The 26,036-nt window shown below is 55.4% G+C and carries 16 protein-coding genes; 12 read left to right on the forward strand and 4 right to left on the reverse strand.

Going from position 1 to position 26,036, the window contains the following annotated elements; all coding sequences use genetic code 11:
* Positions 1-205 precede the first annotated feature (205 nt).
* The gene (locus KK078_RS10145; RefSeq protein WP_254090154.1) at positions 206-946 is read right to left on the reverse strand and encodes a TrmH family RNA methyltransferase; all 741 of its coding nucleotides are present in this window, start codon (positions 944-946) and stop codon (positions 206-208) included.
* A gap of 9 nt (positions 947-955) precedes the next feature.
* On the opposite strand from KK078_RS10145, the gene tamL reads away from it, so the two are divergent.
* Positions 956-3,475: a translocation and assembly module lipoprotein TamL gene (gene tamL / locus KK078_RS10150; protein WP_254090155.1), complete on the forward strand. Its 2,520-nt coding sequence runs from the start codon at positions 956-958 to the stop codon at positions 3,473-3,475.
* Positions 3,476-3,570: 95 nt separating this feature from the next.
* Here tamL and KK078_RS10155 read toward each other — a convergent pair whose 3' ends face one another.
* Positions 3,571-5,685, reverse strand: a complete 2,115-nt coding sequence (locus KK078_RS10155; RefSeq protein WP_254090156.1) for an alpha-ketoacid dehydrogenase subunit alpha/beta — start codon at positions 5,683-5,685, stop codon at positions 3,571-3,573.
* Between the two features lie 150 nt (positions 5,686-5,835).
* On the opposite strand from KK078_RS10155, the gene hemF reads away from it, so the two are divergent.
* The 6 genes from hemF to KK078_RS10185 all read left to right on the forward strand — a co-directional run bounded on the left by hemF (position 5,836) and on the right by KK078_RS10185 (position 14,359).
* Complete coding sequence (gene hemF / locus KK078_RS10160) at positions 5,836-6,741, forward strand: oxygen-dependent coproporphyrinogen oxidase (RefSeq protein WP_254090157.1); 906 nt, start codon at positions 5,836-5,838, stop codon at positions 6,739-6,741.
* A 20-nt stretch (positions 6,742-6,761) separates the two neighbouring features.
* Positions 6,762-8,315, forward strand: a complete 1,554-nt coding sequence (locus KK078_RS10165; protein WP_254090158.1) for a sensor histidine kinase — start codon at positions 6,762-6,764, stop codon at positions 8,313-8,315.
* Between the two features lie 45 nt (positions 8,316-8,360).
* Positions 8,361-9,383: an LLM class flavin-dependent oxidoreductase gene (locus KK078_RS10170; protein ID WP_254090159.1), complete on the forward strand. Its 1,023-nt coding sequence runs from the start codon at positions 8,361-8,363 to the stop codon at positions 9,381-9,383.
* A 560-nt stretch (positions 9,384-9,943) separates the two neighbouring features.
* Complete coding sequence (gene tnpA / locus KK078_RS10175) at positions 9,944-10,396, forward strand: IS200/IS605 family transposase (RefSeq protein WP_254090160.1); 453 nt, start codon at positions 9,944-9,946, stop codon at positions 10,394-10,396.
* A 473-nt stretch (positions 10,397-10,869) separates the two neighbouring features.
* The gene (locus KK078_RS10180) at positions 10,870-13,314 is read left to right on the forward strand and encodes an ABC transporter permease (protein ID WP_254090161.1); all 2,445 of its coding nucleotides are present in this window, start codon (positions 10,870-10,872) and stop codon (positions 13,312-13,314) included.
* 121 nt (positions 13,315-13,435) lie between these two features.
* On the forward strand, positions 13,436-14,359 hold the full coding sequence (locus tag KK078_RS10185) for a DUF2167 domain-containing protein (protein WP_254090162.1): 924 nt from the start codon (positions 13,436-13,438) through the stop codon (positions 14,357-14,359).
* Positions 14,360-14,433: 74 nt separating this feature from the next.
* On the opposite strand, the gene KK078_RS10190 is transcribed toward KK078_RS10185, so the two are convergent.
* The gene (locus KK078_RS10190) at positions 14,434-15,330 is read right to left on the reverse strand and encodes a VOC family protein (RefSeq protein WP_254090163.1); all 897 of its coding nucleotides are present in this window, start codon (positions 15,328-15,330) and stop codon (positions 14,434-14,436) included.
* A 110-nt stretch (positions 15,331-15,440) separates the two neighbouring features.
* Positions 15,441-15,671: a hypothetical protein gene (locus tag KK078_RS10195; protein ID WP_254090164.1), complete on the reverse strand. Its 231-nt coding sequence runs from the start codon at positions 15,669-15,671 to the stop codon at positions 15,441-15,443.
* Positions 15,672-15,891: 220 nt separating this feature from the next.
* Between KK078_RS10195 and KK078_RS10200 the strand changes: the two genes are divergently transcribed.
* The 5 genes from KK078_RS10200 (at position 15,892) to KK078_RS10220 (ending at position 25,977) form a co-directional block, all read left to right on the forward strand.
* Positions 15,892-16,218: a hypothetical protein gene (locus KK078_RS10200; protein ID WP_254090165.1), complete on the forward strand. Its 327-nt coding sequence runs from the start codon at positions 15,892-15,894 to the stop codon at positions 16,216-16,218.
* Between the two features lie 195 nt (positions 16,219-16,413).
* Positions 16,414-17,931 (forward strand): M81 family metallopeptidase, encoded by a 1,518-nt coding sequence (locus KK078_RS10205; protein ID WP_254090245.1) that lies wholly within the window; start codon positions 16,414-16,416, stop codon positions 17,929-17,931.
* A 75-nt stretch (positions 17,932-18,006) separates the two neighbouring features.
* On the forward strand, positions 18,007-18,624 hold the full coding sequence (locus tag KK078_RS10210) for an eCIS core domain-containing protein (protein ID WP_254090166.1): 618 nt from the start codon (positions 18,007-18,009) through the stop codon (positions 18,622-18,624).
* 27 nt (positions 18,625-18,651) lie between these two features.
* Complete coding sequence (locus KK078_RS10215; RefSeq protein WP_254090167.1) at positions 18,652-24,612, forward strand: contractile injection system tape measure protein; 5,961 nt, start codon at positions 18,652-18,654, stop codon at positions 24,610-24,612.
* Entirely contained in the window at positions 24,613-25,977 is a 1,365-nt protein-coding gene (locus KK078_RS10220; RefSeq protein WP_254090168.1) for an ATP-binding protein, read from the forward strand.
* Positions 25,978-26,036: the final 59 nt, after the last annotated feature.

Genomic DNA, 26,036 nt, shown 5'->3' on the forward strand with positions numbered 1-26,036 from the left:
CGTGACGGGCTTTTTTTATTGGGCTCGGAGGCGTGGCCGGGCGAGTGTATAGTTACGCAGGTTACGACGGTACCGTTGGGCGGTCGGGAGACCGCCCCCATGCTAGGTCCGAGTCTCCGCCCCGGGGCGGGGCTAAGACACGAACCAGATGCCATTCATTCAGCGCTGCGCGCTGAACCTGCCCTCTTCGCTCTCACGCTCACACTCACTCTGATTTTTGTCGGGCGAGGTTGTCGCAGATGATGGCGGTGGCGATGGCGGCGTTGAGGGACTCGGCCTGGCCGTAGCGGGGGATGGTGACTTTGTGGGTGACCTGGGGGGCGAGGGTGGCGCTGATGCCGCGGGACTCGTTGCCGATCAGGACGATGCCGCGGGCGCCGAAAGCGGTGGTGTGTACGTTGGCGCCGTTGAGGAAGGCGCCGAAGACGGGGCAGCCGGCCGTGGGCAAGTAGGTTTCGAGGTCGGTGTAGTAGACTTGTACGCGGGTGAAGGAGCCCATGGTGGCGCTGATCACTTTGGCGTTGTAGACGTCGGCGGTCTCGGATGAGGCGATCACTTTGCGGATGCCGTACCAGTCGGCGGTCCGTAAGATGGTGCCCAGGTTGCCGGGGTCGCGGATGTCGTCGAGGGCGAGGGCAAACTCGGTGGCACCGACGGTCAGCGGCTGGTTGGGTTTGAGGCGGGCTACCGCCAGGGCGGCGTCGTTGGTCTGGAACTCGCCAAGCTCTTCCAGGGCCCTGGCCGTTACTTCCAGTACTTCGGCTTTGCCGGCCGGCGGGCACGTGGCCAGGAATTCGGCGGTGCCCAGCACGGTGAGCGTCTCGAAGTCGGAACGAAGTAATTCCTGCACACTCTTGGCTCCCTGGACCACAAAACATTGCTCCTGTTTGCGGTATTTCTTTAATTGCAAAGATTTAATGAACTTGATTCTGGCTTTTGACAGCATGGTTGACGCGTGAGAACTTCGAAAGGTAAATATTTTCTTTTTATCACTCTCATACCGCTGCTGTCAGGCTGCCTGGGCATCAAACACCTCAAGGACAACGAAAAGCTGCTCTACCAGCAGCGCATCGACGCACCGCGCGAGATCGACAGGGACGAGCTGAGCAACTTCTACGCCCAGGAGTCCAACCGCAAGATGCTCGGCCTGCCCATCGCCCCCCTGGTGGGCATTTATTACCTGGGCTACCGCTCGTACGACCAGGAGAAGATGATCAAACGCAAGGAGAAGGCCGAAAAGAAGTTCGACGCCAAGATCGCCGCCGCCACCAAGCCCCGCAAGATCAACAACCTGCAGTTCCGCAAGCAGCAGAAGCTGGAGAAGTTCGACAAAAAGATCGACGAAGGTAACACCGTCATGCAATGGGGTGAGCCGGTGGCGGTGTTCGACAGCTCGCTGGTGAGCATTACCGAAGGGCGCTTTCGCGGATACCTGTTCTCGAAAGGCTACTTCCTCAACCAGGTGCATGCCCGCATCGACACTTCCCGCATTTTGCGCAAGCGTGTAAAAGTGTTGTATACGGTGGAGCCCGGTCCGGCATATCACATCGACTCGATCTTTTACCAGATCGCCGACACGGCCATTCTCCGCACCGTTCTCTCAAACGAGCGGGCCAGCTTCTTAAAGAAGGGCGAACGCTACGACGAAGACAACCTGACGCTGGAGCGCGAGCGCCTGGACTTCCTCCTGAAAGACAACGGCTACTACGACTTCAGCCGCCAGTACATCGAGTTCAAGATGGACACGGCCTATGAAAGCCCCAACCGCCGCATTGCCGTGATGGTCCAGATACATGAGCCGGCCAAGCGGGGCTATCACAAGCGCTTCACCGTAGACGAAGTGAACTTCACCACCGACGCCAGCACGAACCGCTTCCGTCGCGAGCGCCGGGAGCGCTCCTACCGCGACATTCACTTCCGGTACTATGAAGACAACTATAACCTCAAGATCCTGTCGCAACGCGTCTTCCTGAAACCGGGAGACCAATACAGCCGCGCGCTGACCCTCAACACGCAACGGCAGCTGGCCAACGTAGATGCCTTCAAGTTCGTCAACATCAACTACGACACGACGGGCGGCCGGTTCATCGCCAACATCTTTACCAGTCCGCTGTCGCGGTACGAGTGGAGCAACGAGGCCGGCGTAAACGTGACGCAGGGGTACCCCGGCCCGTTCTATAATATCTCTTTCAAAAAGCGCAATGTCTTTAAAGGCATGGAGACGTTCGACCTGAGCGGCCGGTTCGGTTTTGAGGGGGTGGCGTCGGCAACGCGGGACCAGAACTTCTACAAGAGCACCGAAGCGGGGGTGAATGCGTCGTTCACATTCCCCCAGTTTATCTGGCCTTTCCGCGATCGTACACGTTTCCGGCATGCGGCGTATAACCCGAAGACGAAGTTTACGGCGGGGTATGCGTATACGGATCGTCCCGAGTACCGGCGTACGGCGGTGTCGATCGTGGGCAGCTATACCTGGCAAAACAACAAGGGCCGCTCCTATCAGCTGACGCCCGTCAACCTGAGCGTGATCGATACGGCCAACCTGTCGACGGGCTTCAAGACGCTGCTCACGGAACAGGCCGAGCAGGGTAACTACAGTCTGATCAACTCTTTCCGGCCGTCGTTTGTGAACAGCATCATTTTCGGGGTGACGTGGAACTACAAAAACTACGGTAACGCTGAGCGCAGCTCCGGCTTTATCCGCGCGCAAGTGGAAAGCGGCGGTACGATCTGGAACTTCCTCGATCCGCAGATCGTGACGCAATACGACCTGAACTATTTCAAGTACCTGCGCTTCAGCCTCGACCTGCGGCGCATCAACGTGTTGCACAAAAATACCACCGCGGCCTACCGCTTCAACTCGGGGTTTGCGTACTCGTATTCCGACGGCCGGAGCCTTCCGTACGAAAAGTTCTTCTTTGCCGGCGGCAGCAACAGTATCCGTGCCTGGCGTCCGCGCCGCCTGGGACCAGGCTCTTTCAAACCGCGCATGAATGGAGAGGACCCGCTCGCACGGGGCAATCCGCGCGAAGACGGTTTGTTTGACTACAGCATCGAGCAACCTGCCGAGGTGCTGCTCGAAGCGAGCGTTGAAATCCGCCAAAAGCTCTTTGGCTTTGTGAGTGGCGCGATCTTCGTCGACGCCGGTAATACGTGGACATTCCAGCGGCGTGTCAAAGTAGATCCAGCGACCGAGGTAGAAGTGGAAAATGGTAACTCCCAGTTCAAGTTTGATCAGTTCTATAAAGAGATTGCCGTGGGAACGGGCTTTGGCTTACGCTTTGACTTTACGTTCCTCATTCTGCGACTCGATGTGGGGATGAAGGTGTGGGATCCCGCGCGCGATGAAGGCGATAAGTTTGTGCTGGATAAGGTGCGGTTCTTCAGGCCGTATGCCACGCAGACTGCTGACGGTGGTTGGACGAATTATCGGGAGCCGGTTATTTATAACGTGGGGATCGGATACCCATTTTAAATCAGTGTGAGTGTGAGAGCGAGAGCGAGCACGCCGATGGCGATCGGGTCACACTGATTTTTCTTCGCTCTCACACTCACGCTCACACTATCTTTCTAGTACCCCAGCAATTCCCCCAACGCCCTCTCCACCTTCGCTGCACTGGGCAGCATCATCTTTTCCAGGTCGACATTTAACGCTACCGCGGGCAGGTTGGCGGCGCCGACGGTCCATACGGGGGCGTCCAGATGCTGAAAGCATTCTTTGCTGATGCGACCGGCGAGAGATTCGGCGAAGGAGTTCAATAGCGGTTCTTCGGTGACGATGCACGCGCGGCCGTGGCGTTGTACGGCGGTGGTGACGGTTTGCCAGTCGAGGGGGTTGAGGGTGCGCAGGTCAATGATCTCGACGCGGCCCTCGTAGGCCCGGGCGGCTTCTTTGGTCCAATACACGCCCATGCCGTAGGTGATCACGACGCAGGAGGCGCCGGTCCCGATCTTGTCGGCGGCGGCGTGTTGTACGGTGGCGGCTTTGCCGAGGGGAATGATATAGTCGCGGTCGGGCTCGGGGGTTTTCGCGTCGGCGGTGCCGGGCACTTTGGACCAGTACAGGCCTTTGTGCTCTAACAATACCACCGGGTTGGGATCGTAGAAGGCGGCTTTGAGCAGGCCCTTCATGTCCGCCGCGTTGCTGGGGTATACGACCTTGATGCCGCGGATGGTCAGCAGCGTCGACTCGATACTGCCCGAGTGATACGGACCACCCCCGCCATAGGCGCCGATAGGCACGCGGATCAGCGCCTGGATCGGAAACTTGCCGTGGGAGAGGTAACAGCTTTTGGAAAGCTCTTCTACCAGCTGGTTCATGCCCGGCCAGATATAGTCGGCGAACTGGATCTCGACGATGGGCTTCGCTCCTACCGCCGACATGCCGGCCGTCGAACCTACAATATAGGCTTCCTGGATCGGCGTATTAAAAACGCGGGCATCGCCGTACTTGCCGGCCAGCGTGGCGGCTTCGCGGAACACTCCGCCGAGGCGTCCGCCAACGTCCTGGCCATAGAACAGGGCTTCGGGATGATCCTGGAGGATCTCTTCCACGGCGTGCAGGGCGGCATCGACCATCACCACTTTGGTGGCGTCGGCGGATATCCGCCGGCCGCGCTCTTCGGTGATGGGTGTCGGCGCGAACTCGTGGGTGTCGAATGTTGCAGGATCGGGGTCGGCGGCGGCCAGGGCTTTTTCAAAATCGGCGACTACACGGACCGTTGCGCGCGTGCGCAGGGCATCGAGGGTCGCTTCGGTTTCGCCGTGGGCCAACAGGTATGCTTCGAGGGGCGCAAGCGGGGCGCGTGGCGGGTGCTGGGTCAGGGCGGCGCCACGGTACCATTCGCGGCGTACGCCGGAGGTATGGTGGCCCAGCAGCGGGCAACGGGCGTGCACCAGTATGGGGCCTTTGCGGCTGCGTACGTGCGCGATCGCTTTTTCTAAACCTGTATAGGATCCGATAAAATCAGCCCCGTCGAGGGTCATGCGCTCCAGGCCTTTAAACCCGGCGGCGTACTCATACGCATCCATGGCGCGCATCTCGGCGCCGGTGGCGGAGATCCCCCAATCGTTGTCCTGTACCAGATAGAGTATGGGTAACTTCTTGAGCACGGCCATCTGGAAGGCTTCGGCTACTTCGCCTTCGGTCACGGAGCCGTCGCCGAGCGAGCAAAGCACGATCGGTAGTCCTTCCGTGGCGGGCAACCCCGCGTGGATGGACAGTCCTTGCGACTCGAGGTAGGCGATGCCGTGTGCCATGCCCGTGGCGGGGATGGCTTGCATGCCGGTGGCGGAGCTTTGGTGTGGTATCGTGGGGAAGCCAGTACGCCGCAGCGAGGGGTGGCCGTAGTATGTGCGACCGCCGGAGAAGGGGTCGTCGCGTTTGGCCATGAGCTGCAACATCAGCTCGTACGGCTCCAGCCCCATGCCCAGCAGCATGGACTCGTCGCGGTAATACAGGGATGCATAATCGTGGGGCGCCAGCTGCATGCCGGCGGCCAGCTGAATGGCCTCGTGGCCCCGGGATGTACTGTGCACATACTTGCTGCACACCTCGCGGTGTTCATCGTACAGATCGGCCATCCGCCGGGCCGTGCACAGGTAGGTATAAGCGTCGAGAAGAATGGTACGGTCAACGTCCGACCGGATCATCTTTCTGGCTCTTGCGGTCTCTTCAACAGCCATGATGGTAACATTTGGTCTCGGGTTAAAGATACGCCATTTCACCTGATTCAAACGTTTTCGATGGCAATTCATCTAATAATGCCGCCCCGTTCATCTAATAATATCCCCCAAGAACGATTTAGGATTAACTTTACTGCGATTTTGAACTCCATGCCCACAAAAGACTCGATCCGCGACTGGTTCTCTACGCTTCAGCAGGATATTTGTTCACAGTTGGAAGTCGCCGATGGCACCGGCAAATTCATCTCCGACGCCTGGGAACGTCCTGGTGGCGGCGGTGGCGTGAGCCGGGTCATTACCGACGGCAAGATCCTTGAAAAGGGCGGTGTCAACTTCTCGGCCGTGTGGGGCCCTGCGCCGGAGCATGTGCTGCGCTCCCTAAAGGTACCGGCCGATGCGTCGCTGGAGTTCTTTGCTACTGGTGTATCGATTGTGTTGCATCCGCACAGTCCGATGGTGCCGATCATTCACATGAATACCCGTTACTTTGAAATGAGCAATGGTACCTGGTGGTTCGGCGGCGGTATCGACCTGACGCCGCACTATGCAGACGAAGCCGATGCGCGTTACTTCCACCAGCAATTGAAGGGCGTTTGCGACCAGCATCATCCCTCCTATTACCCGGCGTTCAAGAAGTGGGCCGACGACTACTTCTACCTCAAACACCGGCAGGAGACCCGCGGTATCGGCGGCATTTTCTTCGACTATCTCAAAGACAACGAAGGGTTTACAAAAGCGTCTCGTTTTGAGTTCATCCGCGCGGTGGGTTCGGCGTTTGCGCCGTTGTATATTTATTATATGCAGAAGAATCACAGCCTGCCGTATACAGAACGGCAAAAGGAATGGCAATGCCTGCGCCGGGGCCGTTACGTAGAGTTTAACCTGGTATGGGACCGCGGCACCAAGTTCGGGCTCGACACCGACGGGCGCACCGAGTCCATCCTGATGAGCCTGCCCCCCCAGGCACGATGGGAATATAACCACCGTCCCACGCCCGGCTCGCCCGAACAGCATACGCTGGACCTGTTGAAAAAAGATATTGACTGGATCGCCTAAGCGCAGGCTGTCATACCTATATGAGATCATCGGTTCGGAATAATTTTATCCAAACAGGCGTCACCGCGGACATGCCCACCCTGCATGCCCGGGCGATCATCCTGACCAACATCATCGCCCTGATCTCGGCAATCCTGGCGACGGTCTATCTGGTGTATATTTTGCCGAGCGGGTGGACCTTTTCGTCAAAAGTGCTTTCCATCACGATCGTCGTGCTTTGCAGCGTTCCCATCCTGAACCGCGCGCGGCAGGTACACGTTGCGCGCGTGCTGCTCGCGATCGCCATTCCGCTGGCGTCGCTCGTCATCCTCTTCCTGCACCGCGTGCAACATCCCGACCTGTATGATTATTACCGGTCGCCGGGCATCTACGCTGTGCTGATGGCTACCTCGATCATACCGGCGCTGATCTTTCTCCGCTCGGAGAAGCTGGTCATGTTTGCCTGCATGATGGTGCATGCGTTGATCTTTGCCACGGTGGATATCTTTTTGCGTTACTTCAGCAACCTGCACGCGCTGCCCACCGCGAAGCAATACATTGCCGACAATCTTTCCTTGCTTGTTTCCTATATCTTATTGACCAGTTGTGTGCTGTCGCTCAAGAGCGTACTCGATCGTTTCGAAGCCCGCAACGAGCTGCTGATCGCACGTCTCAACCTGAAGAACCTCGAGCTGGAGGCCAGCAACCGCGAGCTGCACGAGCTCAACAAAAACATCGAGACGCAGAACGAAGAGATCCAGGCGCAAAGCGAAGAGCTGATCCAAAGCCAGGAGAGTCTCATCCTGGCCAGCAACGAGATCGAACGTCAGAAGACGGCCTTGCAAGAGCAGAACCGTTTTCTTGAAAAGTCGCTGGATGAAAAGAGCCTCGACCTGCTGCACACCAACCAACAGCTGGTGCAGCAGAACAACGAGCTGCAGCAGTTCTCGTACACGGTGTCTCACAACCTGCGCGGGCCGGTTGCCAGCATGATGGGCCTGATGAACATCCACCGCCTGGCCCATACGTATGAGGAGAAGAAGAATATCATGCAGCTGATCGAGCAGTCGGCGTTGTCGCTGGAAACGATCATCCGCGATCTGAATAAGATCATCGACATCCGGCATGATAAGTTCTCGGCGTTGGAGGATGTACGCTTCCAGGATGAGCTGGACCTGATCCAGCAGTCGCTGAAGTCGTTCCTGCGCGAGAACGATGTGCAGGTGGACGCGCGGTTTATGTGCGAGCGGATCGTGTCGATCAAGGCGTACGTCAATAGTATATTGTATAACCTGGTGAGCAATGCCATTCAATACCGGTCGCCGGACCGGAAGCCGTTTGTGCGGATCTCGTCGCGCGAGACGGCGGAGTACACGGTGCTGGAGGTGGCGGATAACGGGTTGGGTATTGATCTGACCCGGTTTGGTGGCGATCTGTTTAAGCTCTATAAGCGGTTCCATACGCATACAGAGGGAAAAGGGCTTGGGCTGTATTTGGTCCGGCAACAGGTGGAAAAGCTCAATGGCAGGATCGAAGTGGAGAGTGTGCCGGACGAGGGCGCGACGTTCAGAGTTTTCTTCCCGGTAAGGAAGTGATCAGGAACCTCGGGCGGGTGAGGGCTGTTATACGTAAAAAATAGTATGAAGAAGATAGGGTTCTTATCGTTCGGGCATTGGTCCGATCATCCGTCTTATAAAACCCGTACGGCAAGCGATACATTGCTCCAATCGATTGACCTGGCCGTTGCGGCGGAAGAGATCGGCTTAGACGGCGCGTATTTCCGGGTACATCATTTTGCCGCTCAGCTAGGCTCTCCGTTCCCGTTGCTGGCTGCTATCGGCGCTAAAACCAGCCGCATCGAGATTGGAACAGGTGTTATCGACATGCGTTATGAAAATCCGCTCTATATGGTGGAAGACGCCGGCGCGGCGGATCTGATCTCGGGCGGGCGACTGCAACTGGGGATCAGCCGAGGTTCACCGGAGCAGGTGATCGACGGATGGCGGTATTTTGGATACGAACCGGCCAAAGGCGAAACGGATGCAGACATGGGGCGCAACAAAGCGCTGCAATTTTTAGATAAGCTGAGCGGTGTAGGATTCGCCAAGCCCAATCCGTACCCGATGTTTCCCAATCCACCGGGCTTGTTGCGACTGGAACCCCACTCCGAAGGATTGCGGGAGCGGATCTGGTGGGGTGCCGCCTCCAACGCTACCGCTATTTGGGCAGCGGAGAATGGCATGCACCTGCAAAGCTCTACTTTGAAATTCGACGAAAGCGGCAAGCCCTTCCACGTACAACAAGCAGAACAGATCAGGCTGTACAAAGAAGCCTGGAAAAAAGCGGGGCATCCGCGCGAGCCGAGGGTTTCGGTGAGCCGTTCTGTTTTTGCTTTAGTGACGGATGAGGACCGATATCTCTTCGGGCAGGGAACCAACAGGGTCGACAAGATCGGATATATAGAAAGTGACAAACGCGCCATTTTCGGAAGGACCTATGCTGCGGAGCCGGACCAGCTGATCCGGGAGCTGGCGGAGGATGAAGCTATTCAGGAAGCGGATACGCTGCTGTTGACGATACCCAATACGTTGGGGGTCGACTATAATGTACACATGCTGTCTTCTATTTTGACACATGTTGCACCAGGGTTGGGCTGGCGTTAACGCGCACCCTGGCGCCGGTCTCTTACTGGCGCCAGGGCAGAACGTTAATCCCGACCGAACACTTCACTGGCTATATCCATTACAATAATCTGGCTCATCGGTATAAAACTCTCCTCTCCATCACCATCAGTAAGATTTATAAACTGACGAAGCGACTCCTCCTTCCAGTTCGGCGTCCAATGAGATAGGTCTCCGACCGTCTTCGCCGTCAGGTATAGTATTGTTACGCCCCTTTCACGGCCGATACATTATCTATGCGCTCGTTGCACCCGGTCTTCAGTCTCGTTACTGGTTATGCCCTTTCAGCGCTGGCAAGAGTTAAGAAGAAGAGAGGCTCTCCATCAACAGTAGCCCTGTAAGGGCGTAACAGATCAGCCCAGGCTGTAGGCCTGGGTTAATGAGGTAAAACGAAGGCCTAGCCCTGTAAGGGCGGAACAAACCGAGCATTCTTTTAGCCTCCCCTTGATTTTTTATTCAGAATCTCGTTAATTAGTGTGAAGCCGTTATTCATGTTATGCAAATGATTGACACGCGGCCGTTGATAGTTAATCCATACTCCGATGTCACAATCACTCGTTAAGATTTATACTCATATTGTTTTTAGCACCAAAAACAGAGAGCACCTCATTCAACCTGGTATAGAAGAAAACCTTCATCGATACCTGGCTGGTATTTGTCAGAAACTGGACTGTCACGCTGTTCAAATTGGAGGATATACAGATCACGTTCATATTTTGTGCACGCTTTCCAGAAAAATCACCTTGATAAAACTTGTAGAGGAATTAAAATCACATTCTTCGAAATGGATAAAAGCGAAGGATGCGGCATTCGCTAACTTTTACTGGCAAAATGGTTACGGCGCATTTTCTGTTAATCCGTCAGAAATAGACCGAGCCCAACAATACATCGGAAACCAACATGAGCATCATAAAACAACATCGTTTAAGGATGAATACCGGGCATTCTTGAATAAATATAAGATAGCGTTTGAAGAGCGGCATGTATGGGATTAGCAATTAGAGTCACGTGCCTACCTTGAATTGTTTCGCCCTTACAGGGCTAGGTCTTCGGGGTGCATTATAGACCCAGGCCTGCAGCCTGGGCTGATCTGTTACGCCCTTACAGGGCTAAATGCCTGTATCCATACTATACCCCAGGCCTTTTGCCTGGGCTGATTTGTTACGCCCCTTCAGGGCTAAATGCCTGTACCCACTTATTGCGCCCTTTCATGGCTGCTGTAGCGTCTGTGTTGTTTCCCGGTCTTCCGCTAGAGCTCTGGACCAGGCTATTGCGTTACACCTTTCAGGGTTGGGTAGAGTTAAGAGGCTGGGGCTAACGCATACCTGCGACCGGTACCAGAGATTGACCGGCGACGAGCGCCGGAAGCTTGGTTGTACGAAACGGAACACATGCGATAAAGAACAACTCTCATTCATTTGCCTTATCCCAATAATAATCATACTTTAAGTATTCTAAATATACCCGTATGCTGCGCAACTATTTAACCATCGCTCTTCGCAATGTGCTCAAGAACAAGGTATTCTCGGGCATCAACATTTTGGGACTTGGTATTGGGCTGGCGGCTTGTCTGCTCATTTTTCAATTTGTTCGTTATGAGCTGAGCTATGATACATTTCATGCGAAGATCGATCGTACGTACCGCGTGACAAACGACCGGTTTCAGCAGGGTAAGCTAATCCAGCATGGCACGATCACGTATCCGACGATCGGGCCCGCGATGGCGCGCGACTTTCCGGAGATCGAAGAGTATACGCGGCTGATGCCCGGCTTCGGCCTGAATATCCGGATCGATGATCAGCATTTTCGCGGCGGGGATTCTCATTTCGCCGATGAGCACTTCTTCTCGGTATTTTCCTTTTCGATGCTGGCGGGCGATCGGGTTTCGGCGTTGAAAGAACCGTTCTCGGCTGTGCTGACGGAGCACGCCGCCAGGCGCTATTTTCCGGCACTGCGTACCGATTATACGGCGATGATCGGGAAGACATTTTACTGGGGGTTGGACAAGGTGCCCTATACTGTAACCGGCGTCTGCCAGGATGTTCCCGCCAACTCGCACATCCAATTTGATGTGCTGATGTCGTACGCGACGCTGATCCAGGTGACCAAGTCCGATGCGGACAACAGCTGGACGTGGTCGGACATGCGGCACTACCTGGTGCTGAAACCCGGCGTGGACTACAAGCAGCTGGAAGCCAAGTTTGACGCCTTCAGCGATCGTTATTTCCAGGGGGATAAAGTGTCGGGCAGCGTCGAGAAGTTTTATCTGCAGCCGTTGCGCGATGCCCATCTGTACTCCCACTACGAGTATGATATTGCCAAGGTAGCCAGTGGCAAAGCGGTATGGGCGATGCTGATCGTGGCCTTGTTCATCCTGCTGATCGCGTGGATCAACTATATCAACCTCACTACTTCACGCGCGCTCGACCGCGCCAAGGAAGTTGGGCTCCGCAAGGTGATGGGCGCGCTCAAATCACAACTCATTAAACAGTTTATCCTGGAGTCTCTTATTATCACAAGCCTCTCCTTTGGGGCAGCGTTAGTACTGGTACAACTGTTACAGGCATCGTTTAACACGATCACCGGCAACGATCTTTCGTTGTGGCAGGTGATCCAGACCACCGACGCGCAAACCCTGATCGGTGTTGCCGCCTTCCTGTTGGTGGGCGCGCTGGTGTCGGGGTTCTATCCGGCATTGGTCCTCTCCTCTTATCAGCCTGTCACGGTGCTGAAGGGAAAGTTCCAGCGGTCCGGGCGCGGTAACTTTCTGCGCAAGGCATTGGTCATTGTCCAGTTCACTTCTTCGGCGGCGTTGATCACGGGCACGATCATCGTGTCCAAGCAATTGAACTATATCAACGACATGGACCTCGGCATGGTCATCGATAATACGGTGGTGGTGAGCGCACCCGAGCTGGCGACATGGGACTCCAGCTTTGTGCAACGTGTAGAGGATTATAAGCATGCGCTGCTCCAGGTCGACGGTGTGGAAAGCGCCGCTACCTCCGGCAACCTGCCGGGCGACAGGCTGGCGCGGGGCTTTGACCTGCACCTGAAAGAGCAGACGTCGGCTAAATATACGATGAGCTACCTCGGGGCCGATCATCACTTTGTAACGACCTACCATGTTTCGCTGGCGGCGGGCCGTGGATTCCTGCCGACCGACCACCAGGTCAACTATGACGCCATCCGTTCGGTCATGCTCAATGTAAAAGCAGTCCGGCTGCTGGGAATTGATAACCCCGAGGACGCTGTCGGGAAAGAGCTCACGGACGATGAGCACACGTGGACGATCGTCGGCGTATTCAACGACTTTCACCAGGAATCGCTGAAGAACCCGATCGAGGCTATGATCCTGATGCCCGTCTATAGCACCTTTGCAGACACTTCCATCAAAATAAAAACAGAGGACACCAAGCATGTTCTCGCTTCGATCGAGGGGATCTATAAGAAGTATTTTCCCGGCAACTCGTTCGAATACTTCTTTCTGAAAGACCGCTACAACCGCCAATATACGGACGACATGCGTTTCGGACAGATCATCGGCATCTTTACCGGGCTTGCCATCATCGTGGCTTGTTTAGGGCTTATCGGTCTGTCTTCCTATACGGCTATGCAGCGCACAAAGGAGATCGGCATCCGCAAGGTGCTCGGTGCGTCCGTGGTCCATATCGTTTCGCTACTGTCTGCCGACTTTGTCAGATTGGTGCTGGTCGCTGCGGTCCTGTCGATACCGATCGCGTATTTCGGCATGCAGAACTGGCTGCAGGGATATGCGTACCGCGTTACGCCGGGATGGGTTCAATTTGTTGTTCCGTTGCTGCTGGTACTGCTCATTGCCGCGGTGACCATCAGTTTCCAGGTGCTGAAAGCAGCCATGAAGAATCCGGTCGATACCCTGAAGCACGAGTGAGCCGGTAACGTTATTGCTACAAGAGGACGGGGTTTCCGTAATATGGCTTTTGGTTGAAAAACTTACTTTGGTTTCCGTTTCTGCGCGGGAATATCTTCCTTCGACAGGCAATACCTACCACATGAGAAAACCTCTTCTAACCTTGCTGGCAGCCATTTTCATGATGCCGGCATTCGCCGCGTATAGCGGCGGATCTGACAGCACCAATACGTTTCTGGATAGCCTGGAAGCATCCTTTCAGTATCAGACCGGCGAAATTAAACTGGGTGACATCGGCACGCTGCAAGTTCCCAAAGGATTTCGTTATCTCGATTCCGCGCAAGCCCGGTTTGTGATCCATGATCTGTGGGGCAACCCCGGTGGCAGCGGTACGCTGGGCATGATCGTGCCTGAAAACATGGCCATTACCAACGACGCCTGGGCATTCATCATTACCTACGATGGAATGGGGTATGTAAAGGACGACGATGCCGACGAAATCGATTATGACGAGATGCTGCAAGAGATCCACAAGGAAGAACCGGAGATCAACCAATCCCGCCGGGAAGCGGGCTATGACCCGATGTACATGATCGGGTGGGCGGCGAAACCTTACTATGATGCCGACAAGAAAGTACTGCACTGGGCGAAGGAGATCCAGTTTGGCGATAGCGTTGACGTTGAGCATACGCTGAACTACAATGTACGGATCCTGGGTCGTAAAGGCGTAGTTGTCCTGAACGCCGTCGCGCTGATGCACGAGCTGCCGGATGTGCAGGCCAATATCGACCCGGTACTATCATCATTCACCTATGCGGATGGCCAAAAATATTCGGACTTCGATCCGGACATCGACGAGGTGGCTGCCTGGACGATCGGCGGCCTCGTGGCCGGCAAGGTGTTGGCCAAGGCCGGCTTCTTTGCACTCCTGTTGAAAAACGCCAAGCTGATCGGCCTTGCCGTCATGGGCTTGTTCACCGCTGCCTGGAAATGGTTTAAACGCAAAACCGAACCGCCTACCGTGCGCACCATCGGTGACGACACCAACGACGCACCGCAGGCTTAAAAGAGTATACTGCCATCATGAAAAAGCCCTCTACGACAGAGGGCTTTTTTTTGTCATACGGGTTGACGTTGTTCTTATGACGGCACGCCGACCTCTCCCCTATACGCCCGTTCCAGTTCTGCCAGGTCGAACTTCTTCATTTTCAAAAACGCCTGGGTTACGCGGGCCGCGCGCGCGGGATCCTTGTCGGTCATCATCTGCTCCATGGAGGCGGGCGTGATCTGCCACGAGACGCCGAACCTGTCTTTCAGCCATCCGCATTGTTCTGCTTCGGGCACGGCGGACATCTTTTCCCAATAGTGGTCGATCTCCTGCTGGTCTTTGCAATGTACCATCAGGGAGACGGCTTCGTTGAAGTTAAAGTGATGCTCGTGGGCGCTGTCCATGGCGCCGAATTCTTGTCCGGCCAGGTTGAACGAAGCATACGCCACGGTGCCTTCCGGGTCCGGCGCCTTGTCGTTGCCATACCGCATGATATCGCCGATGCTGCTGTCTTTAAAAAGCGAGGTATAAAACCGCATGGCTTCTTCAGCCTTGCCGGCCACCTCGCCTACGAACATGAGCACCGGGGTGATCTTTTGTTTGATCTCGCCCGGGTAATGCATGATCTGCCACGAGAGGCCGTACTTGTCTTGTGTCCAGCCGTACCGTTCGCTGAAAGGATATTGATCCAGTGGCATCAATGCCTGGCCGCCTTCGTTCAGCTTCTTCCAGAACGAATCGACTTCGTCTTTTGTCTTGCACGCTACCATAAACGATATGGCGGGTGTAAACTTAAAGTACGGTCCGGCGCTGATGGACATGAAGGACTGTCCGGCGAGCTCGAACGAAACGACGTCGCAGTCACCGGACGGTGTATCGCGCAGGGTCGTTACGCTGTTGATCTTCGACGAAGGGAAAACCGATGTATAGAACTGGGCTGCTTCCTTCGCCTCTTTGTCAAACCATAAATGTGGGGTGATCTTTTGCATACGGTGTTGATTTTTGTGTTAAACAAATTTACTTCAAACCGATGCCGGACAGGGGGTGTGAAAAGGACAACCGCGAGGGTGGTTTGGGACGTGCCTGCGGCGTACGCGCGTTATTCTTCGATCTCGGCAAAATATCTTTCCGAGAGCTCGTTCCGCGTCAATACCAATGGTGAACGGTCTGCGCTTGCGGCATTTGCAGGTATTATTCTCCAGGTGTCCTCCCCTGCCACGTCCGTCCCGAATTTCAAGCGCTCACCTACTACGAAGAGTTTTCCAGTAGCGATTTCTTTCAATACCAGTCCGGTTTCGATGTTGATTTCTGATGTGATGGGTGCGTCCATGATTGATAAGGCTTTAAAGTGTCGGTTTTATTTCCTAAAAAAGAATGCCTGCCCGTGATCATAAGCACCTCCGGGCATTCTGTCAGTACTAAAAACACTCCCGAAAACGTAAACTTTTGTCAACATCTGGGAAATCCTGGAAGCTACCTTCACGTCGCCGTACGGAGCACCCCAAAATTCTACAGAACGGGGGAAAACACTTATCTAACCCACCCAGACCATGAAACGTAAAATCTTCTTTATTGTGATCGCTGTCTGTGGCATCAGCCTGGCCGGCATCGAAAGCACACTTGCATCTTTGTCTTCTCCTACTGAAAAGGTTGAGTTTACAACGGTTTGGATCCGCAAGGACCCCACCTCCAGCGCGATCCTCATCAACGCCGGCGACTTTGCTATTACGCCCGGTTTTGAGAACGTGACCATAGACATTACGGACAACCGCCCGGGGCAATCGCAAACCCGGATCGGGTACGCGGCGGACGGTATCACGCGGCTGAGACATATTACGATAGCGCACTTTCAATCTACGGTTACGATCTTCCAATAACGGATCGCCCCATGATCGCTACCTTCGATGATTAAAAACACATAAAGGCAAACGGCGAGTAACATCGCTGTTTTGCATTCCGTTGTGGCGTGATATATTTTCTGTTGCAGCAGCGTCAAAGTTATACTATATTTTGACTGTAAAGCCTGTAAAATGAGATCACTCCCCGTTTTTTGCATCCTGCTGGCGGTCACGATGCTTGCCCGCTGCACCCCATCGAAGAACAACGAAGCAACACCACAAGAACTTCCCCGCATTGCGATTGCAGGGCTCGGTATTGAGTCGAGCACCTTCTCTCCGGCGCAAACGCACGAAGATGCCTTTCATGCCAAGGTGGGCAAGGCGGTCTTATCATCGTATGAATTCCTGTCTCCCGACTCGGCGGACTTCAAACGGGCACGCTGGTTTCCTGCGTTGATCGGCAAGGCCATACCCGGCGGGATCGTGACGCGCGAAGCCTATGAATCCCTCATGACCAAAATGCTGGACAGCCTTCGCAAGAATCTTCCCTATGACGGTCTTTTCTTCGACATTCACGGCGCGATGAGCGTCGTGGGCCTCGATGACCCGGAAGGTGATATGATAATCCGCGTACGCGAAGTTGTCGGCCCCCAAACCCTTATTTCCACATCGATGGACTTGCACGGCAACGTGTCCTGGCGCCTGGCGCAAAACAGCGATCTGATCACCTGCTATCGCATGGCGCCCCACGAAGATGCCGTGCAATCAGACAAACGCGCTGTTGACAACCTGCTGTCGCGGCTGGAAAGTGGCAAGGGTAAGCCGCCGTTCAAGGCGTATGTCTCCGTTCCTATATTGTTGCCCGGTGAAAAGACCAGCACGCGTGTAGAGCCGGGTAAAAGTCTGTACGCGCAGGTTGCTCCCGCAGCGGCCCAACCGGGTGTCGTCGATGCCGCTATCTGGATCGGCTATGCCTGGGCCGACGAGCCGCGTAATCATGCCGTGGTCATGGTTGTCGGCGACGACCAGGCCGTTGTTACCGCGACGGCGGAACGCCTGGCCAAAAACTTTTGGGACGTCCGAGACCAGTTCGATTTTATTGCGCCGGTGGGCACCCTGCAAGAGAGTCTTGATAAAGCCGTGAAGAGTGATAAACATCCTTTCATGATCAGTGACATGGGCGACAATCCCACCGCGGGCGGTGCCGGTGATGTTACCTGGACGTTAACGGAGATCCTGAAGCGTCCGGAGTTCAAATCGGAAAAGGGCCCGTCGCTGATCTATGCGGCCCTGCCGGGACCGGAGTTTGTAGAGAAGGCGGTGAAGGCCGGTATTGGCGGGAAGGTCGAAGGCGTGGCCGGTGCTGCCGTCGACAACCGGTATGCACCGCCGGTATTCCTGCGCGGCACGGTGAAAGCAATTGTACAGGGTGATGAGCATGCCGAGACGGAAGTGGTCGTTCAGATCGGAAGTGCCCGGGTGATCGTCACCAAAAAGCGGAAGCCGTATCATCATGAGGCTGACTTCACCCGCCTGGGGCTGAATCCGCGCACGACGGATATCGTGGTGGTCAAACTCGGATACCTCGTGCCCGAATTATATGATATGCGCGCCGATTGGATTATGGCATTAACACCCGGGGGCGTGGATCAGGACCTGGAGCGCCTCCCCTTTAAACGTATTCAGCGACCTATGTTCCCGTTCGATAAGAATATGCCCATGCCGGATCTGAAAGCCAGGCTCGTGGATTGAGTCTTGGTATATTCATTTATTCTCAGTAGTTTATATGCGTTATTCATTAGTTGCCTAACATTAAGCCTGACCAGTATGTCAACCTTCCTTCACGAAAAGACCGGATCGGAAAAAACCACCCCGCGCCGAAGTGTGGCGCAGCAGATCAGCTTGCCGGGAAAAACAAATCATGCCCTGCAGAAGATGCAACGGCTGGTGAACGAGAGCCCGGCGATGGTCGCGCAGCGACAACTGTTGGGCAAGGTATTGCAACGGGACGAAATCGCCGCCCCCCTGGAAGAGGAAGAACTCTCTGCAGCAGCCGGAACCAGCCAGACAAAACAGAAGGATGGCACGTCCACGACGAGCCATGCGTTGGTAGCGCAGAAAAAAGGTAATGATACCGGGCTGCCCGATACCTTAAAAGCGGGCACGGAGGCCTTGTCAGGTATAGCGCTGGACGACGTTCGCGTTCATTATGGCTCGTCCAGGCCGGCACAGCTCAATGCGCACGCCTATGCGCAGGGAACCGATATTCACGTTGCCCCGGGTCAGGAACAGCACCTCCCACACGAGGCATGGCACGTGGTGCAGCAAAAACAAGGACGTGTGGCGCCTACGATCACCGTAGACGATGTGGCTGTCAACGACGATCCGGCACTGGAACGCGAGGCGGACGTTATGGGTGCTAAAGCTCAACATGCGCCGGTATAGTCATCATCTTTATCGGCTTGACTTGAAATGTTATCCCGGCACCGCATTGAAAAATGCACGTTACAAATTACACTTCCTCGGGAAAATAACCTGGAAGTCGTAAGACTCCTCGCACAGGAAAAGCCGCGCATCCTGGATGCGATCCTCGCGGTATTCGATCAGCAGATCCCCGGCCAGCAGGATATACACCTTTCTAAAATTCACCTGGACCTGGGCACGGTCCCGCGCCGCGATTTTATCCGCAAACTGACCGAGCGGCTTGTCGCTCTATTATCCGCCGAGCTCAAGCACCTGGCCAGCGATCCGGCGGTTATCCCATCGCCGCCAGCACGAAGCCTGGTTGAATCAAGTACACTTGAAAAACAGGTATATCATCGTGTCGACGAAAGTAATTTACGGTCCCTCACAGGCTCCTACAATGAATTGTGGCAGGACTTGCCGGACGGTTCACGCTGGTATATGGATGCTCCCCTGCGTTGGCCTGCCGTTACCCCTCAGAAAGTACTTTTCATCCTCGCCCATTACTTCAGGTACCGGCGCTATCCGCGTGCATTTGAAGCTTTGCAGGCGACCGACATCGACATGCTGGTAAACCATCTCGCCGACACCGATGCACCGCTGTTAACCCGTTACTTATCGCGGCGGATCGGATCGCGCGACTTTCAGGTCAACCTCACGGAGAGCCTGCAGTATAACACGCTCCTCAAAGTAGCGTACCTCTTACCGGTCGTCAATATTTCGGTGAGACCGTGGTTGGATTGGATTGCGGGATTGGACGTAGACGGGATTTCCACCTGGAAACATACCCCTCCTGGCAAGTTGCTTCTTTTACAATACCTCACCGAACCTTCCGCCGCGGGCAAGACAAAGCTCCAGGAGGTATACCTTCGGGCTGCCACAACGTCTTCCCATGATCATGCTGCTGTGTTATTATTCACCGGGCCGCACTTCGATCGTTCCGTCGATACAACAACCGCTACCCCGCTCCGGGCGTCTGGCATCGTCCACACGACAGCATCTTCTCCTGACCTCCGGGATGTGTTGCAGGCTTTGAGAAACACTCCCGTCCTTCGTCATGGCATCGTCGGGCGATTGGACCTGCCGGCATTGCGTGCCATCGCAAGATCCATGGGCCTGGCGCACGGCAGCTACGCGCAGTGGCAGGCCGTTGTAGGGACAATAGAGAAATCCTATCTGGCGCGCGGTGTCATTCTACCGGACAGTGTACTGCATACCCTGCATGGTCGGTATCTTGATCTGATCAGTACTCACGACAAAAGCAGTCTGACATTTGAGCGACTCAAGCAGCTCCTATTCCCGGCACTACAGCGCCATCCGGATCTGCAGCACGCATTACCTCGCGATCGGGAAATAAGACGCGATGCCTCCGTACGGCCGATTGACGCCATCGCATCCAACCTCCGACACACTGCGGATATTGCGGCAAAACAGCCGGATGTCCATGCGTTTGTTATTGTTCGGTTCTATTACCAATACGGATACTTTCCCCGGGAAGCACACTACCTCCAGGCGGCAGACCTGGAAGCACTGATGTTGTATCTCTTTGCCTGGAACAGCGAGAAGGTGACGCAGTATATGGCAACGCTGCTGCGCAGCCCTACCTTCCGTCTACGCCTGGCTGAAACGCTTTCCGCAGAGACCTTGAAAACTATTTTGTCCGCGTCCGGCAGCGTCGCCGACGCGTTGGCAGAATGGGCGCTGTGGGAGCAGGTCCTCGAATTTTCCCTCGGAAAAACCTCTCTCCCTACGCTTGCCGACAAGATCGCTTTGTTGCAGTATCTCCATGCGTCCACGCTTTTGGTACGCGAGGGAATTATATACGAGTACCTGATGTCCCGCTATGCGCTGCAGGGAGTGCGCTTTGTGCCGGATGTGATCGTGGACGCGTTCGGCAAGCTCGATACCCCGAATGATACCGCTACTGCGGCCCGAACCAGGATAGTCGGTTTCCTGGAGGGATTCTCCGCGCGTGAGGACAACAGCCACCCGGAGGCCCCGCACGAGGGGCTGAGGACGTTCCGTCAATACGTTGCGGTATCATCCGACGCGCCTGTTGAGCCCCTGGTTTCCAAACACCCGGCGTACGCCGACTGGATCGCTTTTCAAACCCGCGTGCGCGGGGCGGTGGCGGATATTCCGGCGCGGGAAGATCTATTGAACCAGCTTCCGTTTTTGTACTTCGAATTTTTGCGCCGGCACGGCCATGAACCCTGGAGCCCGGAAAGGTTTCAGCGGTATATGATGCAGGAGGTTGACCGGCTGCTGGCCGCACTTGTTCCTGCCGGCGATATCATTCCCCTGCGGTTACGGATCGACGCCGCGGCGGTGTCTGCAACGTTACATTGGAAGTCGATTCTAGCAGAGATGATCCGCCATGGCATCGCTCCTGTAGTAACAAAAATACCAGCGCTCCAGCATCCGAGCGTGATCGACGCGTTCTGGGATACCGCGCTGGACGACGAGACGGCGGTCTTTGCCTTATTCTATGAAGCTGACGTAAACGCCTCGTTTTGGCCGGTGCTCGCCGAGACCCTTTCGTTCGCGCAGCTCCATCGGCTTTTGAGCATTCTCGCGCCGTTTCAATACCAGAGCCTTTTGGAAACGGGAGTACTATCTGAAAACGTTGGACCTGCGCGGAGTATATTTTCCCTTGCGTTTAAGACACTACATCCTGCGCGCTATGCGATTGGAACGCAGAAGCTCATCCTGCAGATCCTCCGTGGAGCCACTCCCCTTCTACGCAGTGATGACGTAGTGGCGCAGGTATCCGATGTTCCGATCATACCGGGATCTTCCCCGCCCGCAGGGGAAGACAGTCTTCCCCTGACGATGCTTGTACGGGCGATCACTACCCGGGATACAGCCGGGGCACGGGAGCACTGGGGACTACTCTATCGCCAGCACCGGAATGTTCTATTACAATACGTGCGAACGCAATGGCCGTGGATTGCGCTGCGCACCAGTCTGGCGCGGGATGCCGACCTTGATGTATTGACCGGTCTCGCGTCATCGCTGGGACACGACAAGGCCACCTATGACACCTGGCAAAACTTTATAGCACCCTACCGGCATCAGGAACACGTACTGAGACAAGTCCATCGGCATTATTTTGAGTTCCTGTCACATACATCCTTCGATCACTCCGCAGTTGTCTTGGCCCAATGGCTGGAAGATCACGGCGCTGAGGGACAGATCACCCAACGAACCGACGCCGATCATGACGTGCCCCATGATGTATTCCCTGGCAGCACCGATGGACGAACGATAGCGCCACCGGCTGCCGGACATAGCCAGAATCGTAACATTAAGCCTGAACGGGAACTTCCCCCTGCTGACGAAAGCGATGTCGGTGCACGGGACGAACCGGTTGACGACACTCCTGCGCTACTGGCAGCGCTCCATGCGGCCGCGGTCGAGGCGCCGGCCTCGGCAGCCGTCCTTTGGCAATCGCTCTATCGCCGGCATCCATCCACACTGGTACGTTATATCCGATCGCATGGAGATCCGGAGCCTCTCCACGATAGCCTGGCGTTCGACGCCAACATTGAGATAGTACTTCATCTTTCTGCGTTGCTGTACCAGGACGATGACACATACCCCGCGTGGCTGGCGTTTACCGACCGTTATCGCGACAATGCCCTGTTGCTCCGAAAAAGTTACCGGTACTATTTTGGTTTCCTGCGAAGCGTACGGCAAGGTTCGCCGCCTGCACAGTCGTTTACAAAATGGTTAGAAGCTTTGGTCAACACCGTTGAATCCAGGCGAAATGATTTAGCGGAACATTCTGTACCGCTACGCTCCACGGGACCAGCCAGACTGCCGCATGCCGTGCCTTCGCCGGTAGCGCATATTACTCCCACATCGGCATACGACACGGCGGACGTGATCGTGTATTATCTCAAGACAGGAAAGTTTATACCTGGCGGCGGCGCGACCGATGCGGCGACCTTGACAACACTCACGGCACAATACTTTTCGGAAACACGGCCTGCTGATAACCTGGCAATCGCCGCGGCACTCGATAGCCCGGAGGCTTACCGCCGTTTAACACCGCTGCTCTCCCCGATCGGACTATCGTTGTTGCACGAACACGGATCGGCTGCCCATGCGCCGCTGCCTCACTATACAACCAGCCGGATAAAGACGTTGCAGCAAATCGAGGCAACGCTCCATTATTGGCTATACGGCCAATGGCCCTGGTGGTATACGCCTGCACAGCCGCCGGCAGAAACGCTTGCTGTTGTTCTTGAGAACCACCTGGAATTGCTTGTTCAACGACTGGAGATGTCCGGGCACGAGGTGGTGATCGTGCAAAAGATCTTATCCTCCCTTTCGCCAGCGGTTTTCAGGGCGATGATCGTTCTTCGGTTTCCGTCCGTAGCCGGCTTTGTAAAGCGCGTCCTGTTGCTGCTGGAAAAAATGCTGGTACCCTTGCATGAGACCGGTACACTTCATTTGCAGGCGATGTTCTCCGTTGTGTATGAATACCTGGCTCATCATGCCGATCCTTTTTCAGCGCTCCATTTTCTTGCTCATTTGGCCAGGCATGGCGCAGCGATGATCAACGTTACCGCATTGGCGTGGATCGACAGTATGCTTTCCACGGCGGCGACGATGTTGCAGGAGGATCGTTCGTTTTGGTCGTTGCAGGAGCTTCTCATTTCTTTGCGCACGGCGGCCTCACAACCAGGGGAGACAACGGATGGTATACAACCGGTCACACCGGCTATACCCGCTGCGGGTTCTTCGGCCTTGCCGGTCGGCGCTGGCGCGGATGGCAGCTCCCGCGTGTCTCTGACATTTAAAGAGGCGTTTGTGGCCTATCTTCGCATGGGTATTATACCCGTCCATACGCAGGAAAGCCAGGGTGGTAAAACGGCGCTTATGCGGCAGCTGCAAACCCTCGCCGTGCACGAATCCGCCTGGTTGAGCACGACGCTGAAAAGTCTTTTTATGAATACCGCCGCGTTGGACGAATACATCTTGCGCGCGGACCCGTCGATCACCATCCGTCTGATCCGGGCGTTGGCCGGCACACGCCGGCACGAGTTTACCCGATGGCGACGGGGTATGGAAAGGTTCCTGGCTGCCTTGTATGAGAAGCCCACGCCGCTGGAGACCGCTTCACAGTCGAGCCGGGCGCTCCTGCAACTACTCTTGCAACGGCCGGGGTATAAGATCACGGCCATTCAATATGCGCAAACGGTATTTGACCACGGCCTGCGCCACAAGACTATAAAAGGCCCCGACATACTGCTGGAAAAAATCCGTCAGTACAAAGCAGCAAACGGTACGGTCGGGGACTTTGCGATCTCCCTGGAGGTGGCCCATGCGCACCTGACAGCCCGTGCGCGGACGTCGCTGCTGCAGTCGCTGACGAACCCCCACGCGGAAACCGAGCGGACTGTCGCTGTGCCCGAAAAAGGCGCCCGCATCGCGGTAGCGGGCGCGGGCGTTGTGCTGATGGCGCCCTTCTTTTATATGTATTTCAACCGGCTGGACATGACCGAGGACAATCGTTTCAAATCGGACGCTTTCGCCCTGCGCGCGGTTCATTTGCTGCATTACCTGGTCAGCGGCGGCACGGACGCTCCGCTGCCCTCCCACGCCCTGCTGTATAAGCTGTTGTGCGGCGTCGACTTTCACGTCCCGCTGGACGAGGGGATTGTGATGACCGACCACGAGAAACAAGTATCCGAAAGCCTGTTGCAGGGCGTATTACAGAACTGGACGTCGCTCAAATCCAAATCGGTTGATTCGTTGCGGGAGACATTCCTGCAGCGGGCGGGTCATCTCGAAGAAAACGATATCGGCTGGAGTCTGACGGTTGAACGCCGGTCGGCGGACATTCTGGTGGACTGGATCCCCTGGTCGTTCAGCCTGATCAAACTCTCGTGGATGGAAAAAAGCCTGACCGTCAACTGGCAGTCCGACCAATACCGTGATCTCATGCTAACCCAAACCTAAATGAATACTTTTCAATTCGATACCGATGGCAACATTGCCGGCCATAGCCTGGGCACCATCCGGGAGGATCTTTCGTGGCTTACCAGGATCATCGAGTTCCGTTTGCAGCAGCACTTCAGCGGCGTGGACGACGACGATTTCATGGCGAGCCTGCCCCCACCGGATTTATCCGGTGACGAATCGTTCTATGCCTATGTGATCAAAAAATACAACTTTGGTACCCCGGAGCGGGTCATCCTGCTGATGGCGCTGGCGGTGCATGTGGCGCCGGTGTGCTTTGATATCTTCTTTCTGAAGAACGAGAACCTCAACCGGGGGTATACCGAGTTCGGGGGCATTATCGGCACGGCGCATAGTGGGTTTATCCCGACGGGTGAAACGCTTTCCTTTTTGCTGTGCGGGCGGAATCTCGAAAAGCGGTTCCAGCTGATCGAATATTTTTCCGACTATCACCCGTTCTACACTCAGAATATACTGCATCTTTCCGACGTAAAGGATGGCGACCCGATCTTTAGCGGCGCGGTCACCATCAGCAAAGAATACCTGACCTTGCTTACGCAGGGCCGGCCCTATTATCCACATTATACTTCATCGTTTCCGGCCAAGCGCCTTTCGACTTCCCTGACATTTGCGGACGCCGTCTATGACGAGCACACATCACAGGCGCTGGAGGACGTGCGCGGTTGGATCCGGCATGGCAGGTCGATCATGGCCGATTCGCGGCTGCGCACCTTTTTAAAACAAGGTTATCGGGTATTGTTCTACGGTCCACCGGGCACGGGAAAAACGATGACAGCCGCCATGCTGGGCCAGGAAGCCGGCCTGGATGTATACCAGGTCGACCTTTCGGCAGTAGTATCGAAGTACATTGGCGAAACCGAGAAGAATCTCGCCAACGTCTTCAATATGGCCGAAAACAAGCAGTGGATACTATTTTTTGATGAGGCCGACGCGCTTTTTGGCAAGCGTACACAGACGCAAAGCAGCAACGATCAGTATGCCAACCAGCAGGTGAGCTATTTATTGCAACGTATTGAAGACTTCAACGGCACGGTGGTGCTGGCCACCAATTTCAAGGATAACATCGATACGGCGTTTCTGCGACGGTTTCAATCCATCGTCTTCTTTCCGAAGCCGCGAATGGAACATCGGCTGGCCTTGTGGCGAAAATATTTTTCACCGTTTGAGATCGAGGCCGACCTGGAGGCCATTGCCCATGAATTTGAATTGACGGGCGGCAGTATCATCAACGTATTGCGGTATTGCTCCATTGCGGCACAACGGCGCGGTGCGGCTGTCGTGACGACGGAAGACCTTTATAAGGGAATTACCAAGGAATACCAGAAGGAAGGGGTCACGATATAGGTCATCGCGACACCCATACCGGATATATACCCGATACAATTAACACTGTCAACTTCTTG

The organism is Dawidia soli (assembly GCF_018598185.1).
Taxonomy (GTDB): domain Bacteria; phylum Bacteroidota; class Bacteroidia; order Cytophagales; family Cyclobacteriaceae; genus Ohtaekwangia; species Ohtaekwangia soli.

What these genes read in the sequence shown, in the direction of transcription:
- KK078_RS10210 (WP_254090166.1), top strand. Translation starts at nt 18,007, where the DNA reads ATGTCAACCTTCCTTCACGAAAAGACCGGATCGGAAAAAACCACCCCG.
- hemF (WP_254090157.1), top strand. Translation starts at nt 5,836, where the DNA reads ATGCCCACAAAAGACTCGATCCGCGACTGGTTCTCTACGCTTCAGCAG.
- KK078_RS10155 (WP_254090156.1), bottom strand. Translation starts at nt 5,685, where the DNA reads ATGGCTGTTGAAGAGACCGCAAGAGCCAGAAAGATGATCCGGTCGGAC.
- KK078_RS10205 (WP_254090245.1), top strand. Translation starts at nt 16,414, where the DNA reads ATGCTTGCCCGCTGCACCCCATCGAAGAACAACGAAGCAACACCACAA.
- tnpA (WP_254090160.1), top strand. Translation starts at nt 9,944, where the DNA reads ATGTCACAATCACTCGTTAAGATTTATACTCATATTGTTTTTAGCACC.
- KK078_RS10165 (WP_254090158.1), top strand. Translation starts at nt 6,762, where the DNA reads ATGAGATCATCGGTTCGGAATAATTTTATCCAAACAGGCGTCACCGCG.
- KK078_RS10200 (WP_254090165.1), top strand. Translation starts at nt 15,892, where the DNA reads ATGAAACGTAAAATCTTCTTTATTGTGATCGCTGTCTGTGGCATCAGC.
- KK078_RS10180 (WP_254090161.1), top strand. Translation starts at nt 10,870, where the DNA reads ATGCTGCGCAACTATTTAACCATCGCTCTTCGCAATGTGCTCAAGAAC.
- KK078_RS10220 (WP_254090168.1), top strand. Translation starts at nt 24,613, where the DNA reads ATGAATACTTTTCAATTCGATACCGATGGCAACATTGCCGGCCATAGC.
- KK078_RS10145 (WP_254090154.1), bottom strand. Translation starts at nt 946, where the DNA reads ATGCTGTCAAAAGCCAGAATCAAGTTCATTAAATCTTTGCAATTAAAG.
- KK078_RS10190 (WP_254090163.1), bottom strand. Translation starts at nt 15,330, where the DNA reads ATGCAAAAGATCACCCCACATTTATGGTTTGACAAAGAGGCGAAGGAA.
- KK078_RS10170 (WP_254090159.1), top strand. Translation starts at nt 8,361, where the DNA reads ATGAAGAAGATAGGGTTCTTATCGTTCGGGCATTGGTCCGATCATCCG.
- KK078_RS10185 (WP_254090162.1), top strand. Translation starts at nt 13,436, where the DNA reads ATGAGAAAACCTCTTCTAACCTTGCTGGCAGCCATTTTCATGATGCCG.
- KK078_RS10215 (WP_254090167.1), top strand. Translation starts at nt 18,652, where the DNA reads ATGTTATCCCGGCACCGCATTGAAAAATGCACGTTACAAATTACACTT.
- KK078_RS10195 (WP_254090164.1), bottom strand. Translation starts at nt 15,671, where the DNA reads ATGGACGCACCCATCACATCAGAAATCAACATCGAAACCGGACTGGTA.